Origin of the sequence: Janthinobacterium sp. 64 (genome assembly GCF_002813325.1) — a bacterium.
In the GTDB taxonomy this organism is placed as follows: domain Bacteria; phylum Pseudomonadota; class Gammaproteobacteria; order Burkholderiales; family Burkholderiaceae_D; genus Janthinobacterium.
In genome coordinates, this window is record NZ_PHUG01000001.1 from 4880499 (window position 1) to 4896119 (window position 15621).

General features: G+C 60.7%; 15 protein-coding genes. 9 read left to right on the forward strand and 6 right to left on the reverse strand.

Annotated features, from left to right (window positions below):
- Entirely contained in the window at positions 1–1059 is a 1059-nt protein-coding gene (gene proX / locus CLU91_RS21550; RefSeq protein ID WP_100875759.1) for a glycine betaine/L-proline ABC transporter substrate-binding protein ProX, read from the forward strand.
- Between the two features lie 150 nt (positions 1060–1209).
- On the opposite strand, the gene CLU91_RS21555 is transcribed toward proX, so the two are convergent.
- Both CLU91_RS21555 and CLU91_RS21560 read right to left on the reverse strand, forming a co-directional pair.
- The gene (locus CLU91_RS21555) at positions 1210–1464 is read right to left on the reverse strand and encodes an acyl-CoA-binding protein (RefSeq protein WP_034760268.1); all 255 of its coding nucleotides are present in this window, start codon (positions 1462–1464) and stop codon (positions 1210–1212) included.
- A gap of 198 nt (positions 1465–1662) precedes the next feature.
- Entirely contained in the window at positions 1663–2019 is a 357-nt protein-coding gene (locus tag CLU91_RS21560) for an FKBP-type peptidyl-prolyl cis-trans isomerase (protein WP_010395194.1), read from the reverse strand.
- Positions 2020–2215: 196 nt separating this feature from the next.
- Between CLU91_RS21560 and CLU91_RS21565 the strand changes: the two genes are divergently transcribed.
- The 6 genes from CLU91_RS21565 to CLU91_RS21590 all read left to right on the forward strand — a co-directional run bounded on the left by CLU91_RS21565 (position 2216) and on the right by CLU91_RS21590 (position 10373).
- A complete protein-coding gene (locus CLU91_RS21565; protein WP_034760259.1) occupies positions 2216–3187 on the forward strand; it encodes a YVTN family beta-propeller repeat protein in 972 nt (323 codons plus the stop codon).
- A 2-nt stretch (positions 3188–3189) separates the two neighbouring features.
- Positions 3190–4038 (forward strand): polysaccharide deacetylase family protein, encoded by an 849-nt coding sequence (locus CLU91_RS21570; RefSeq protein ID WP_442906580.1) that lies wholly within the window; start codon positions 3190–3192, stop codon positions 4036–4038.
- On the forward strand, positions 4035–5075 hold the full coding sequence (locus tag CLU91_RS21575) for a sterol desaturase family protein (protein WP_100875760.1): 1041 nt from the start codon (positions 4035–4037) through the stop codon (positions 5073–5075). The genes CLU91_RS21570 and CLU91_RS21575 overlap by 4 nt, the downstream gene beginning before the upstream one ends.
- The gene (locus CLU91_RS21580; RefSeq protein WP_100875761.1) at positions 5075–5902 is read left to right on the forward strand and encodes an EI24 domain-containing protein; all 828 of its coding nucleotides are present in this window, start codon (positions 5075–5077) and stop codon (positions 5900–5902) included. The genes CLU91_RS21575 and CLU91_RS21580 overlap by 1 nt, the downstream gene beginning before the upstream one ends.
- Positions 5903–5933: 31 nt before the next feature.
- Positions 5934–6719: a competence/damage-inducible protein A gene (locus tag CLU91_RS21585; protein ID WP_100875762.1), complete on the forward strand. Its 786-nt coding sequence runs from the start codon at positions 5934–5936 to the stop codon at positions 6717–6719.
- Positions 6720–7244: 525 nt separating this feature from the next.
- A complete protein-coding gene (locus CLU91_RS21590; protein WP_100875763.1) occupies positions 7245–10373 on the forward strand; it encodes a transglycosylase domain-containing protein in 3129 nt (1042 codons plus the stop codon).
- 51 nt (positions 10374–10424) lie between these two features.
- Here CLU91_RS21590 and CLU91_RS21595 read toward each other — a convergent pair whose 3' ends face one another.
- Positions 10425–11030 carry a glutathione S-transferase family protein gene (locus CLU91_RS21595; RefSeq protein WP_100876852.1) on the reverse strand — a complete coding sequence of 202 codons (606 nt, stop codon included), beginning with the start codon at positions 11028–11030 and terminating at the stop codon, positions 10425–10427.
- A gap of 130 nt (positions 11031–11160) precedes the next feature.
- Between CLU91_RS21595 and CLU91_RS21600 the strand changes: the two genes are divergently transcribed.
- A complete protein-coding gene (locus CLU91_RS21600) occupies positions 11161–12504 on the forward strand; it encodes a TAXI family TRAP transporter solute-binding subunit (RefSeq protein ID WP_100876853.1) in 1344 nt (447 codons plus the stop codon).
- Between the two features lies 1 nt (position 12505).
- Here CLU91_RS21600 and CLU91_RS21605 read toward each other — a convergent pair whose 3' ends face one another.
- The 3 genes from CLU91_RS21605 to CLU91_RS21615 all read right to left on the reverse strand — a co-directional run bounded on the left by CLU91_RS21605 (position 12506) and on the right by CLU91_RS21615 (position 13742).
- A complete protein-coding gene (locus tag CLU91_RS21605) occupies positions 12506–12790 on the reverse strand; it encodes an XRE family transcriptional regulator (protein ID WP_100875764.1) in 285 nt (94 codons plus the stop codon).
- The gene (locus CLU91_RS21610; protein ID WP_100875765.1) at positions 12787–13137 is read right to left on the reverse strand and encodes a type II toxin-antitoxin system RelE/ParE family toxin; all 351 of its coding nucleotides are present in this window, start codon (positions 13135–13137) and stop codon (positions 12787–12789) included. Before CLU91_RS21610 ends, CLU91_RS21605 begins: the two co-directional genes overlap by 4 nt.
- A gap of 143 nt (positions 13138–13280) precedes the next feature.
- Positions 13281–13742 carry a rhodanese-like domain-containing protein gene (locus tag CLU91_RS21615; RefSeq protein ID WP_100875766.1) on the reverse strand — a complete coding sequence of 154 codons (462 nt, stop codon included), beginning with the start codon at positions 13740–13742 and terminating at the stop codon, positions 13281–13283.
- Between the two features lie 385 nt (positions 13743–14127).
- Between CLU91_RS21615 and glnA the strand changes: the two genes are divergently transcribed.
- Entirely contained in the window at positions 14128–15543 is a 1416-nt protein-coding gene (glnA, locus tag CLU91_RS21620) for a type I glutamate--ammonia ligase (protein ID WP_071079202.1), read from the forward strand.
- Positions 15544–15621: the final 78 nt, after the last annotated feature.

Here is a 15621-nt window from a genome sequence, read left to right on the forward strand (position 1 = left end):
ATGCATCAAATTGACAATTTTAAAGTGACGCAAAAATCGCAACGCAAGTTCCAGCTGTTTTCCGCCCTGGCCATCGCCGCCCTGGCCCTGACCACCAGCCTGGCCATGGCGCAGACGCCGGCCGTGGCCGCCGATGCGCTGCCCGGCAAGGGCGTCAGGGTACAGCCGCTGCAAAGCTCGATCGCGGAAGAAACCTTCCAGACCATGCTAGTCGACAAGGCCCTGGAAAAGCTCGGCTATGAAGTGCAGCCGATCAAGGAAGTGGAATACCCGACCGCGCATATTGCGATTGCCAACGGCGACGCCACCTTCATGGCCGTGCACTGGGACCCGATGCACAAGGATTTCTATAACAATGCGGGCGGCGACGCCAAGCTGCTGCGCACGGGCCAGTATGCGGGGCCTGCCGCGCAAGGTTATCTGATCGACAAGGCGACGGCGGAAAAGTACAACATCACGAATATCGACCAGTTGCGTGATCCCACCCTGGCCAAGCTGTTCGACCATGATGGCGATGGCAAGGCCGACTTGACGGGCTGCAACCCTGGCTGGGGCTGCGAAGCGCTGATCGAGAAGCACATGGATGCGTACAAATTGCGCAAGACGGTCACGCATGTGCAGGGCAGCTATGCAGCCCTGATCGCCGACACCATGGGACGCTACAAGCGTGGTGAACCGATCCTGTACTACACGTGGACGCCGTACTGGGTCAGTGGCGTGCTGGTGCCGGGCAAGGACGTGGTCTGGCTGAAAGTGCCATTCTCGGCCAATCCGGAGAACGTGAACACGCGTCTGGACAATGGCAGCGATTACGGCTTTGCCGTCAACACGGCGCGTATTGTTTCTAACAAGGAATGGGCGCAGAACAACCCGGCGGCGGCCAAGCTGTTCGAAGTGATGCAACTGCCCGTGGCCGATATCAATGCGCAGAACGAGCGCATGCGCCGCGGCGAAAGCACGCAAGCCGATATCGCGCGCCATACGGCCGGCTGGATCAAGTACCACCAGCAAACATTTGACGGCTGGATCGCGCAGGCGCTGGCGGCAGCTAAAAAGTAAGTTTGCGGCTGATACAGGCGTAAATACAGGCGTAAAAAAAGTGGCTACCGGTTTGGTAGCCACTTTTGCATTTTCAGCCTGTTTTGGTGGTTTTTGGTGAGTTTTCAGGCGTTTTCGGCCTGTTTCTCTGCCAAACGGGCTTTCTCGCGCTTAATCCTTCAAGTCTTCGATCAGGTCGATGTATTGCTGCTGCGCATCTTCCTTCGAGGTGCCGGCCAGGGCCGCCCAGGCATCGAACTTGGCGCGGTTGACGAAGTCGGTCATGCCAGGACGCTCGCCCGTGGCGTCGCCGCTCGAGGCTTGCTTGAACAAGGCGTAGATTTTCAACAAGGTCATATTGTCCGGACGTTCGGACAGGGTCTTGGAATCGAGCTGCGCTTGTTCGAATTGCTCTTGTAAACTCATGATGGCTCCTGTGTGCTGATGGAATCGCTGGAAAAGTGCGGCAGGCCCGGCGGAGTGGCCACCGTGCGTGCTGCAGTGCCTGACATCATAGTGAAAAAAGCGCGCCGTGCATTAGAGGACACACTCAAAACAAAAACGCCGCCGCTGCGTGAACAGGGGCGGCGCCGGTACAGTCGCTTCAGCGCTGCGCAGTCTGTTTTATACGCCCAGCAGTTCGACGTCGAAAATCAGGGTGGCGTTCGGTGGAATCGCGCCGCCGGCGCCGCGTGCGCCATAGCCCAGTGCTGCCGGGATGATCAGTTGGCGCTTGCCGCCCACTTTCATGCCTTGCACGCCTTCGTCCCAGCCTTGAATGACGCGGCCTGCGCCCAGCGGGAATTCGAATGGGTCGTTGCGGTCCTTGCTCGAATCAAATTTCGAACCGGCGCTGCCGTCGTCGTTTTGCAGCCAGCCCGTGTAATGCACGACAACATTGTTGCCGGCTTGCGCTTCAGCGCCTTCGCCGACGACGGTATCGATGTATTGCAGGCCGGAAGCGGTAGTGGTGGTGGTCATGATAATCCTTGTGTAGGCGATGAAAGCTTCAGATTGTAGAGCAATGAGTTGCAAAGCGCCATTCCAGGCGCGGGACAGGGAAAAAGGGGAAATGACGGCGATGTGTGGCTGCCTGCAGCATTTAAGGGGGATTTCACACAATAAATACAGTGTTCCACGTAAAATGCCTGTTTTGTATTTAACAGTGATTTCTTCCATGTTCCGCAGTCTACGCCGCCTTGTTTTTTCCTCGCTGTGCCTGGTTTCCGCAATATCGACGGCGCAAGCCGAAGTGGTGGTGGTGCTCAATTCCCGTGATGCTACGGTGCAACTGCTGGACCAGAAAACCTATGCTCCCCTGTCCACCTTTGCCGTCGGCAAGGAACCGCACCATCTGATGGAAACGCCGGACGGCAAGTCGCTGATCGTCGCCAGTTCCGTCGGCAACGAGCTCATTTTCCTCGACCCCGTGTCGGGCCAGATCCAGCGCCGCATCAGCAACATCCTCGATCCGTATCAGATCGGCTTTTCGCCGGACCAGAAGTGGTTCATCTCGAATTCGCTGCGCCTGGACCGCATCGACCTGTATCGCTACGACGGCAAGAACCTGACCCTGGCCAAGCGCATCCCGCTGCCGAAACTGCCCAGCCACATGGCGTTCACGGCCGACAGCACCATGGCTTTCATCACGCAGCAGGGCAGCAACCAGGTCAGCGCCATCGACCTGGCCACGCAAACGGTGAAATGGACGATGCCTGTCGGCCCCGCGCCAGCCGGCATCACGATGACACCCGATGGCAAGCATTTGCTGGTCGGCATCATGGGCAGCGATTACGTGGAAGTGATCGACTGGCGCACGCAAAAGACCGTCAAGCGCATCAAGGCGGGCGCCGGCACGCACAATTTCCGCGCGCTCGGCGACAACCGCATGACCTTCGTGTCGAACCGCGTGTCGAACACCATCAACATCATCGACCAGCAAACCTTGGAAAACGTGGGCACCATCAATGTGCCTGGCGGCCCGGATTGCATGGAAATTACCCCGGACGGCAAGACCATGTGGGTGACCCTGCGCTGGATCAAGAAAGTGGCCGTGATCGACTTGACCACGCGCAAGGTGATCAAGACCATACCGGTGGGCCGCTCGCCCCATGGCGTGTATTTCGCCACCCACTCGCCGCGCATGTGATGATGCCGCGCCTTATTCTGAGCGGCGGCGTGCCCGCCATGCTGCTGTGTGCCAGCGCCATGCTGCCACCCGCGCATGCCGCCGCACCGGCGCCGGCAGCCCAAGCCGCACAGGCTCCGGCCGTATCTTCGGCCTCGGCCGCCTGCAAAGGCACCATCTACATGACGTTTGACACGGGTAGCCAGTCGCAAGCGCAACTGATCGCCGACGTGCTCAAGCAACGCCATGTGAAGGCAACCTTCTTCCTGGCCAATGAAAAGACCACGCGCGGCGACTATTCGCTCGATCCGTCCTGGGCGCCGTATTGGAAAGCCAGGGTCGCCGAAGGCCATGCGTTCGGCACGCATACGTTTGACCACGTGTACTGGAAGAAGGATCTGGCCAACGGCTTGATCCAGGTCAAGCCCCAGTTCGGCAAGGACGGCGGCAAGCTCGCTTCCTTCACCGACAAGCAGTTCTGCGAGCAATTGCGCCGCGTCGATACGCGCTTCCAGGAGCTGACCGGGCATAAGCTCGATCCGTTCTGGCGCGCGCCGGGCGGCTATACGTCGCCTCGCACCCTGGCGGTCGGCAGCGCCTGCGGCTACCAGCATGCGGGCTGGGCGCCAGCCGGCTATTCCGGCGATGAGCTGCCCAGCGACAAGTATCCGAACGCCATGTTGCTGAAAAAAGCGCTGGCCAACCTGCGCAGCGGCGACATTTTCATTGCGCACATGGGCATCTGGTCGCGCAAGGATGCATGGGCGCCGGCCAACCTCGACGCCTTGATTTCCGGCTTGCAAGACAAGGGGTTCTGCTTTGCCACCCTGCGCGAGCATCCTGCCTACGCGCAGAAGAAGGGCCAGCCATGATCGCCGCCGATATCCTCGGCTACGTCACGCCCGCCATCGACACGGTGGTCGACGCTTTTGGCGTGGCGCAAGGCTGGCTGTTCCAGACTGTGGTGAATCCCCTCGTGTACCACCTGGGCTTTGGCGAATTCACGGAAGAAGCGTTCGAAGGCACGGAATGGCTGCTGATCGGCCTGTGCGAACTGGTGCTGCTGTTTCTCGTGCTGCGTCCGCTCGAAGCCTGGATTCCCGCGCAAAAGATCACCGATCCGCGCGCCCGCTGGAACGATTTTATGTATACCGTGCTGCACCGCATCGGCCTGTTTTCTGTCGTGGTCTTCTTCACGCTCGATCCGCTGATGGATGCATTCGCGGGCGCTTTGCGTTTCGATAATATCCATCCATTCAACCTGGAATCGCTGTTGCCCGGCATCAGTCCCTTGCTCAGTTTTATCATTTATTTTGTGATACTGGACTTCGTCGACTATTGCTACCATCGGGCTTCGCACCATTTCGGCTGGTGGTGGGGCTTGCACAGCCTGCATCACAGCCAGCAAAACATGAACTTGTGGAGCGATGACCGCAACCACTTGCTCGACGATTTTTTACGCGACGTGGTGATGGCCCTGGTGGCGCTCGGCATCGGCGTGCCGCCGGGCCAGTATGTGCTGCTGGTGTCGGTATCGCGCATTCTGCAAAGCTTGCAGCACGCGAATGTGAGGATACACTTCGGCCGCATCGGCGAGCGGCTGTTGATCTCGCCCCGTTTCCACCGCACGCACCATGCGATCGGCGTGGGGCACGAATCGAAGGGCAAGGGCAGCATGGGCGGTTGCAACTTCGGCGTGGTCTTGCCGATTTGGGATATGCTGCTGGGCACCGCGAATTTCTCGGCCGGCTATGCGCGCACGGGCGTGCGCGACCAGCTGGCCCGCATCGATAGCGATGGCGTGGGCCGCCCCGGACGCGAGTATGGCCGCGGCTTCTGGCAGCAGCAATGGCTGGGCCTGCGCCGCATGGTGGAATTTGCAGGAATCAAACGAAAAGGACGCCGTTGATGCGTAATGTGTTGAATTCGTATGGCCGTGCTTTCCTGTCGCAATTGCACGGCAGGATATTGCTGTTGAGCGTCGCGCCTTTCATCCTCTCGCTGGTGCTCTGGGGCGGATTGCTGTATGTGGGCTTGCAGCCGCTGATCGACAGCCTGCATGCGCTGTTCACGCAGTACGATTTCTTCCGCACCAGCGGCCAGGTGCTGTCCACCTTTGGCCTGGGCGTGCTGAAAGCCGTGATCGTGCCGCTGATCGCCATGTTCATGCTGCTGCCGCTGATGATCTTGACGGCGCTGATCTTCATGGGCCTGTTCGCCATGCCGGCCATCGGCCGCCACATCGGCGGACGGCACTTTCCGCAACTGGACAAGAAACATGGCGGCAGCCTGCTCGGCAGCGTGGGGACATCCCTGGCGACATTCCTGCTGTTTATCCTGGTCTGGGTGCTCATGCTGCCCCTGTACGCGTTTCCGCCCGCCGCACTGGTGGGGCAAGCCGTGCTGTGGGGCTGGCTGACCTACCGCGTGATGGCGTATGACGCCATGGCCGACTACGCCAGCGTGGAAGAGCGCCACGCCATCATGCGCACGCAGCGCTGGCCCCTGCTGGCCATCGGCATGGTGTCCGGTGCGGCTGGCGCCGTGCCGGGCATGCTGTGGATGGGCGGCGTGATGTCGGTGGTGTTCTTCCCCTTCCTGGCGGCATTCGCCATCTGGCTGTATGTGCTGATCTTTATCTTTACGGGCCTGTGGTTTCAGTATTACTGCCTGGAAGCATTATCGCGTTTGCGGGGCGTACGCGGCATGACCGACGTGGCGCCAGCCGACGCCTGACCATTATTATCGAATTCTACGAGGAAGCTTCATGGCTATCGGATTGATCATCATCGGCGACGAAATCCTGTCGGGCAAGCGCACTGACCAGCATTTCCCGAAAGTAGTGAGCATGCTCAAGCAACGCGGCTTGCAGCTGAGCTGGGCGGAATACGTGGGCGACGAGCCGGCCCGCCTGGTTGCCTTGCTCAAGCGCAGCTTTGCCAGCGGCGACATCGTCTTCAGCTTTGGCGGCATCGGCGCCACGCCGGACGACCATACGCGCCAGGCAGCTGCTGACGCGCTGGGCTTGCCGCTGCTGCTGCATCCGCAGGGCAAGCTCAATATCGAGCAACGGATCACGGAAATGGGAGCCGAGGCGGGCGTGCCGGCCGATTTGAACTCGCCGGAAAACCTGCACCGCCTGAAAATGGCGGAATTTGTTGAAGGCGCCGAGCTGATTCCGAATCCGTACAACAAGATTGCCGGCTTTGCCGTGCGCGAACATTATTTCGTGCCCGGTTTTCCCGTCATGTCCTGGCCCATGATCGAATGGGTGCTCGACACGCATTACAGCCATTTGTTCAATCAGGTGCCGCACGCGGAACATGCCTTGCTCGTGTATGAAACGGCCGAATCCCTGCTGACGCCGCTGATGGTGCGTCTGGAAGCGGAATTTCCACTGATCAAGGTGTTCAGCCTGCCCAGCGTGGGCGATGCGCAGACGCGCCGGCATATCGAACTGGGCGTCAAGGGTGAACCCGCGCAGGCGACGGCCGCCTTTGCGGACATGTGCGCCGCGCTCGATACCTTGCGGGCGGAATACACCACCATCTGACATGCTGCCAGCCCGGCGCCGGCGGCTTTTTTGCCGGCGTCCAGCCCGCCTTGCATCTTAGAGCCTATCCCAGTAGGGAGCGTCTTCTGCTGGCAGCGCATCAGGAGCGCGGACAAGGCGTGAGGAGGACGCGTGGCGAGCCACGCAACGACGATCAACGCAGTCCCCGCTTCTGAGGGGCGCCAGCAGGGGATGTATTCATCTACTGGGATAGGCTCTTAGTACGCAAGCGTACGTTCCAAGACGTTGTTTTTTTGCGAAAATCTTTAATGAAGCAAGATTTTTGTGCGCGCTCGTCAGTCGTTTTCATGCCGATGTGGTGGAATGGTGAACAGGGACCCGGCGTGTCGAATCCGGGGTCGCCTGCCTGTGCAGTAACGTGTTTTTTTGATTCACCGGTATGGACATCATGTTAAGCAAGCTTTGTTGTGACCGGCTCTGGCCGGCCCTCGTCTTATCCCGCGCGGAGCGGTATCGCTACCGCATTTTCCGCGCCGTCCAAACCCAACCTTACCCCAGCATCCCATGAAAGACACAGGCGTCAATCTGGCCGCGCAAGAGCGGCCCCCTTCTGATCCACTCACCGACACGGGCGCCGAGGCGCCGCCGCCGGCGAGCCCGCCAAAGAAGCGCCGTTCGCGCATCTGGCCCATCTTTGCCATCATCGTGCTGGCGCTGATCGCCGGCGTGGCGTGGTTCGTCATGCGCGAAGTGCGCAGCTCGGCCCTGCAGGCCGAGTTTTTCACGCGCCTGGACCGCCAGCTGGCGTTCAAGGTCGAGCCCGGCCCCGCACCGGCGGGCGCCATCCGCTATCCGCAGCACGGCCCCTATGACGAGCGGCTCGGCTATGCCAGCCTGCCGGACTTCATCACCAAGCTCAATGCGCGCGATTATGAAGTGACGGCGCAGGCGCGCATGTCGCCGAAGATGGTGCAGCTGGTCGACCGGGGCATCTTTGCCACGTATCACGAGAAAAACCGCGCGGGACTGACCATCCTCGATTGCCGCGCCGCGCCGCTGTTCGCAGCCAGCTATCCCGAGCGCATGTTCGACGGTTTCGCCGAAGCGCCGCCCGCGCTCGTGCAAAGCCTGCTGTTCATCGAAAACCGCGAATTGCTGGACCCTGGCACGCCCGAGCGCAATCCCGCCGTGGAATGGGACCGCCTGAGCAAGGCCGTCCTCGACAAGGCGCTGAACCTGTTCGGCGGCCACCGCGGCGGTGGCGGCAGCACCCTGGCCACGCAGATCGAAAAATACCGGCATTCGGAAGACGGGCGCACCAGTTCCATGCAGGACAAGCTGATGCAAATGATTTCGGCCAGCCTGCGCTCGTACCAGGATGGCGAAAACACCATGGAAGCGCGGCGCAAGATCGTCGTCAACTACCTCAACACCGTGCCGCTGTCGGCCAAGAGCGGTTTTGGCGAAGTCAACGGCATCGGCGACGGCATGTGGGTCTGGTATGGCCGTCCGTTTGCCGAAGTGAAAACTTTGCTCAAGGGTAATATGGACCAGCCGGGCAGTGCGCTGGCCTACAAGCAGGCGCTGAGCCTCTTGATCGCGCAGCGCCGTCCTTCGCATTACCTGGTGGCCGGCGGCGCCGACCTGGAAGAATTGACCAACAGCCATCTGCGTCTGCTGGCGCAAGCGGGCGTGATTTCGCCGCAGCTGCGCGATACGGCCATCGCCGAAAAGCTGCGCCCGTCGACGGCTTCGGGCGTGCAATCGGAAGCGTCGACTTCGTTCGTCACGCGCAAGGCCTCGAATGCCGTGCGCAATCACCTGGCCAGCATGCTCGGTGATCCGCGTTTGTACAACCTCGACCGCCTCGACCTGAAAGTGGTCAGCACGCTCGATGCGCAGGCGCAAAACGCCGTCACCAAGGTCTTGCGCGAATTGCGCGATCCGGAAGTGGCGAAAGCGGCCGGCTTGACGGGCAAGGGCATGTTGGGCAATGGCGATCCGGCCAACGTGGTCTACAGTTTTACCTTGCTGCAGAAGGGCGAGCAGGCCAACTTGCTGCGCGTGCAGACCGATAACTACGACCAGCCGCTCGACATCAACGAAGGCGCCAAGCTGGACTTGGGTTCCACTGCCAAGCTGCGCACCCTGGTGACGTATATGGACATCATCGACCAGTTGCACCAGCGCTACAGCGGCATGAATGCTGCCGAGCTGAGTAAAATCACCGTCGATCCGAAGGACATGCTGTCGCAGTGGGCGATTGCTTATCTGAAACCGTTGGCGCTGGGCGAGGCGCGCAACCTGCCCGCCATGCTGGCGGCCGCCATGGAGCGCAAATATTCGGGCAACCCGGGCGAAGGCTTCTTCACGGGCGGCGGCTTGCACCATTTCGGCAACTTCTCCAAGCTCGACGACAGCCGCATCATGACAGTGCAGCAGGCGCTGCGCCAGTCGACCAACCTGGTGTTCGTGCGCCTGATGCGCGACGTGGCCCGCTACTACATGTTTTCGCGTCCCGATTCCTCGGCCTCGCTGCTGGCGGACGCCGATGATCCGCGCCGCGCCCAGTACCTGAGCCGTTTTGCCGACAAGGAAGGGCGCGAATTCCTGCACCGTTTCTATCAGAAGTACCGCGGCAAGAGCGTCGACGAGCAGGAAAAGATTTTGTTGGCCAGCATCCGCCCGACCCCCGTGCGCCTGGCCAATATCTTCCGCACCGTCAATCCGAAGGGGACCGTCGCGGAATTTGGCGATTTCCTCAACGCCAACCTGACGTCGCAAAACGAAGTGCCGCCCGAGCGCGTGGCCAGGATGTACCAGCAGTACGCGATGGAAAACTGGTCCTTGGCCGACCGCGGCTATCTGGCCAATGTGCATCCGCTGGAACTGTGGATGGTGGCGTATCTGCGCCAGCACGAAGGTTCCACCCTGTCGCAGATGGTGGCGGCCAGCGAGAAGGAACGCCAGGAAGTGTATAAATGGCTGTTCAATACGCACCGCAAGCATGCGCAGGACCGCCGCATCGCCAACTTGCTGGAAGTGGAAGGGTTCCTGGAAATCCACCGCCAGTGGAAGAAGATGGGCTATCCGTTTGACTCGCTCGTGCCCTCCTACGCGACCACCCTGGGCGCGTCGGCCGACCGTCCCGCCGCGCTGGCCGAGTTGATGGGCATCATCATCAACGATGGCGTGCGCAAACCGAGCGTGCGCATCGATTCCATGCATTTCGCCGCCAACACGCCATATGACACCATGGTCAAGCGGGGCACGAAGGTGGAAGCGGAGCAAGTTCTGTCGCCGGACGTGGCGAAAGCCGTCGCCAAGGCCATCCGCGAAGTGGTGTCGGACGGCACGGCGAAGCGGGCCAAGACGGCATTCGTCGGCGCCGATGGCGTGCCTATCCCGATGGGCGGCAAGACGGGCACGGGCGACCAGCGTTTCGACGTGTATGGCGCCGGTGGCCGCCTGATCGAGTCGCGCTATGTGAACCGTTCGGCCACGTTCGTCTTCAATATCGGCGAGCGCTTCTATGGCAGCATGACGGCGTATGTGCGCGGGCCGGAATCGAAAAACTACGATTTCACCAGCGCCTTGCCCGTGCAACTGCTGGTGTCCCTGGCGCCGAGTTTGATGCCGCTGATCGAGGCGCCTGCGCCGGCCGAAGGCGTGGCCAGGCAGTGCACCAATTAACCGCATGCAGATTTAGCAAAACGCCAGCTTCCATGCTGGCGTTTTTTCTTGCTAGCCGGCAAACACGGCCGTTTTATCATCCAGGCGCGCATGGTAGGCGGCGATGGCAGGGTAGTCGGGACGTTGCATCGGCGCCATCAGCCAGCGCTTGACGGACAGACCCAGCACGATATCGGCCAAAGTAAACTGTTCGCCGCAGACGAAGGCGCCCGTGCGCTGCAACTGCTGTTCCAGCACGCCCATCATCTTGTTCCAGCCGGCGATACCGGCCGCCAGCTGCGCCGCATCCTGGTGCGCCGGGCTGTGGCGCACCAGCGACATGAAGGCGTAGCGCCAGCTGTTGTTCAAGTCTCCCATTTGCCAGTCCATCCATTTTTCCACTTCCGCGCGGGCGCGGGGCGTGCTTGGCAGCAAGTCGTCGCGGCCCGCCTGGGCGCACAGGTAGCGGCAAATCGTGTTCGATTCCCACAGCACCAGGTCGCCATCGAGCAGCACGGGCACCATGGCGTTCGGGTTCAAGGCCAGGAAGGCGGGGTCGTCGGTACTGCGAAAGCCGCTGCCCCAGTCTTCGCGTTCGTAGGGCAGGTCGAGTTCCTCGCACGTCCACAAGACTTTGCGGACGTTGATCGAGGCGGCTTTTCCAAGAATTTTCAGCATGCGGGGCTCCATGGGCAGGTGGTCGATCCTGCACTGTAGCGGATTTGGCCGCGCCGCGCCGGTGAAAGTGCCTTGCATAGTTGAGGTTTTCTTGGCATCGTAGCCACCCATGAAACCTATGCGCCACCACATGTCCAAAATCCTCGCGTTCAGCCGCTTTTCCGTGCGCGATTTTCTCGCCACCGCCGGTCCCACCTTGTTGCTGGTCGGCGCGTTTTGCGCGCTCGCTTACTGGCTGGTCGACCCGGCGCCGCCGCGCCAGGTGAGCCTGTCGACGGGACAGGACAATAGCGCGTATGAGGAATTCGGCAAGAAATACGCAGCCACCCTGGCCAAACACGGCATCAAGGTGAGCTTGCAGCCATCGCTGGGCTCGCAGGAAAACCTGCAGCGCCTGAACGCTGGCAAGACCGATATCGCTTTCGTGCAAAGCGGCTCGACGGAACACGACGATGCCGAGCGCCATGGCCTCATTTCCCTGGGCAGCCTGTTTACGGAACCCGTCTGGCTGTTCCTGCGCGAAGACAAGGCCGTGACGGAACTGACGCAACTGAAAGGCATGAAGATCAACCTGGGGCCGGAAGGCACGGGCGTGCCGGGCCTGTTCCGGCAGTTGCTGTCCGTCAATGGCGTCGAAGCGAAGGAATTGACGGTGAGCGACTTGCAGAACACGCCCGCCACGGTGGAGTTGCTGGAAGGGCGCATCGACGGACTCGTGTTCAGCTCGGCGCCGGAAGCGCCGCTGATCCAGATGCTGCTGCAAACGCCGGGCATCAAGCTGTTTGATTTTTCGCAAGCGGAGGCGTATACGCGGCGTTTGCCTTTCCTTACGCATGTGGTCTTGCCACGCGGTATCGTCGACCTGGGGCAGAACATTCCCGCGCAGGATTATCATTTGATCGCGCCGACCGCCACCCTGGTCGCGCGCGAAGACTTGCATCCGGCCTTGATCGACCTGTTCGTGCAGGCGGCGGCCGGCATTCATGGCGGCACGGGCTGGTTCCAGCAGCAGGGGCAATTCCCGTCCGCGCGCTACACGGAAATTCCCGTGGCGCCCGAAGCGCTGAAATTCTACAAGGATGGCGCGCCCGTGCTGCAGCGCTACATGAGTTTCTGGCTGGCCAATTTCTTTGACCGCATGTGGGTGCTGGTGGTGGCGCTCGGTGCCTTGATATTGCCGCTGTCGCGCGTGGTGCCGCCCTTGTACGTGTGGCGCATCCGTTCGCGCGTTTACCGCTGGTATGGCCAGTTGCGCACGGTGGAGCAGGCGCTGGAAGACGTGCCGCCAGAGCAGCGCGCGCACGTGTATGCGGAGCAATTGAAGCGGCTTGACCAGATCGAGGAAATGGTCAACCAGATCTCGATTCCCCTGTCATTTGCCGATGGCTTGTATGGCTTGCGTAGCCACATCAACTTCGTGCGCAAGCGCATCTTGACCTTGATGGGCGAGCATCAGCCGGCAGACTCAAACTAAGTCAAACTAAGGTGATCGACAGCTTGCGCCCCACCAGCGCAGCAGCGCGCTCCAGGGTGGAGAGGGTCACGTCGCTGCCGGGGTCGAGCAGGCGGTCGAGCTGCGAACGGCTCGTCTGCAACAGCGCCGCCATGCGCGTCTTCGACATCGCTTGTTCCTGCATCGCCTGCGTCAGTTGCCAGGCGATCACTTCCTTGATGGCGCGGTTTTGCGTTTGCTCGAAAATGCCTTCTTCCTTGAGGAAGTCGTCGAGACTGCTGCCGAGGTGCGGAGCGGTGGCGTTCATGTCAATTCCTTGTAGCGTTTGCGGGCCAGCGCCAGGTCGTCATCGGGCGTGGCGCGGGTTTTCTTGATAAAGCCGTGCAGCGCCACCAGGCAGTCGCCGTGATGGCAGATCAGCACGCGCGCGATGCGGTTGCCGGGCAGGCTGCTGCGTACTTCCGACAATCCTTGCCCCAAATGGCGGCACAGGGGCATGCCGACGGGCCAGCGCCATTGCGCATGCATCAAATCCTGCCCGATCACATGGCGCTCTTCGATGGGCAACGATTTGAGCCAGTCGCGCACGGGTTCGCCGCCATTGCCGTTCGCATAGAACAGCAGGGTAATCTGCCGCAAGCCGGAAGCATCCATGACGCACCTCTACGTTGTACTATATAAGGTACATGTTCGCAAGGAGAATTTGCGCCGCAGTTGAAAAAATCGGGCGCGCATGGATGGTTGTAGCCGATGGCGGGCCGCAAGGTGGCCCGCCAGATCAAACACTGTTCAGATAGTCAGGCGCCCAGCCACGGCAAGCCGGCCTTGCACCAGCCGCCGATCTGTTTGCGGTGGCCGTCGGCGTCCTTGTCGCCTTCGAAGCCTTCGAGGATGTCGAAGCAGTTGATATAGCCGTGCTCGGTCGCCAGCTTGGCGGCATGGCGCGAACGCACGCCGGAGCGGCACAGGAACAGCAGCACCTCGTCCTTGCCGCCTTGGCCGGCCAGCTGCTGCATAAAATCGGGATTCGGCACGCCGCCCGGGTAGGTGGCCCACTGCACTGCACCATGCTGGGTATCGGCGATGTCGACCCGGCCCACCCAGTCGCGCTCGGCATTCGTGCGCACATCGATGAGCTTGACGGATGCGTCCAGTTGCAGCAGCTCGTACGCTTCCTGCGGCGTGACGGCGCCGGCATACGGCGTACCTTCATTGGCCCGGCTGCGGGCGGTGGTCAGGATGTCGGCGGCGGTAGTCATGGCGTCCTCGATGAAAGTGGGGTGGTGTGGTCGATTATAGTGCGCCGTCCGCGCCCCGCAAACGGGAAACCATGGTGCATCGCGTGTGCACCACAACGAGGCATTTTTCAGAAATCGACATAAAATGCACGATAATGGTGCGTTATTCGTTTTTTGCACTTGCATAGTGCATTCTTGATTTGACGCAAACCCTGCCTGGACATCACGGGCGGGAAAACTTTCATTGGGATAGCCGGGTTTTGCCCCTGGCGGCCAGCTCTCTTCTGGAGCTGGCATGGAATCTGCTATGATCCTTATGAGTTTTGGTGGCACGCAATGTTTGCTTCGCTTCATCAGCCCAGACGCACTAAGGTCGGCTCACCCCACATTCATTTAGGAGATACGCATGGCAATGACAGCCGCAGAAGTCTTGAAGATGGTAGAAGAAAACGAAGTCAAATTCGTTGATTTCCGCTTTGCTGATACCCGTGGTAAAGAGCAGCACGTGACGGTTCCCGTGTCGCACTTCGACATGGACAAATTCGAGTCGGGCCACGCCTTTGACGGTTCTTCGATCGCTGGCTGGAAAGGCATCGAAGCGTCCGACATGATCTTGCTGCCGGATCCAAACACGGCCAATATCGACCCGTTCATGGAAGAAACGACCTTGTTCATGCAGTGCGACGTGATCGAACCGTCGGACGGCAAGGGCTACGACCGCGACCCGCGCTCGATCGCGAAACGCGCCGAAGCCTACCTGAAATCGTCGGGCATGGGCGATACCGCCTACTTCGGCCCTGAGCCAGAATTCTTCATCTTCGACAGCGTGCGCTGGAAGATCGACATGTCGGGCTGCTTCGTCAAGATCGGTTCGGACGAAGGTTCGTGGTCGACCGGCAAGGACATCGAAGGCGGCAACAGCGGCCACCGTCCTACCGTCAAGGGCGGCTACTTCCCCGTGCCACCAGTGGACAGCTTCCAGGACATGCGTTCGGAAATGTGCCTGATCCTGGAGTCCTTGGGCATCCCGGTTGAGGTACATCATCACGAAGTCGCTGGCGCAGGCCAGAATGAAATCGGCACCCGCTTCTCGACCCTGGTCGAGCGCGCCGACTGGACGCAAAACCTGAAATACGTGGTGTGGAACGTGGCGCACAGCTATGGCAAGACCGCCACCTTCATGCCGAAACCTATCGTTGGCGACAACGGTTCGGGCATGCACGTGCATCAATCCGTATGGAAAGATGGCAAAAACCTGTTCGCTGGCGACGGCTATGCTGGCCTGTCCGATTTCGCCCTGTACTACATCGGCGGCATCATCAAGCACGCCAAGGCACTGAACGCGATCACCAACCCGGGCACCAACTCGTACAAGCGTCTGGTACCAGGCTACGAAGCTCCAGTGAAACTGGCGTACTCGGCGAAAAACCGTTCCGCCTCGATCCGTATCCCGCACGTGGCCAATCCAAAAGGCCGCCGCGTCGAAGCGCGCTTCCCGGATCCACTGGCGAACCCGTACCTGTGCTTCGCCGCACTGCTGATGGCTGGCCTGGACGGCGTTGCCAACAAGATCCATCCGGGCGAAGCCGCCTCGAAAGATCTGTACCATCTGCCACCAGAAGAAGACGCACTGATCCCGACCGTGTGCGCTTCGCTGGAAGAAGCACTGGAAGCCCTGGACAAGGACCGTGAGTTCCTGACCCGTGGCGGCGTGTTCAGCGATTCCATGATCGACGCTTACCTGGAACTGAAAATGCAGGACGTGCAGCGCATGCGCATGACCACGCATCCTGCCGAGTTCGACATGTACTACTCGCTGTAATGGCGCCATGCCGGCAACGTGCCGGTAGTGAATGAAAAACGCGGGTGAGGCGATGGTCTTGCCCGCGTTTTTTGTTAT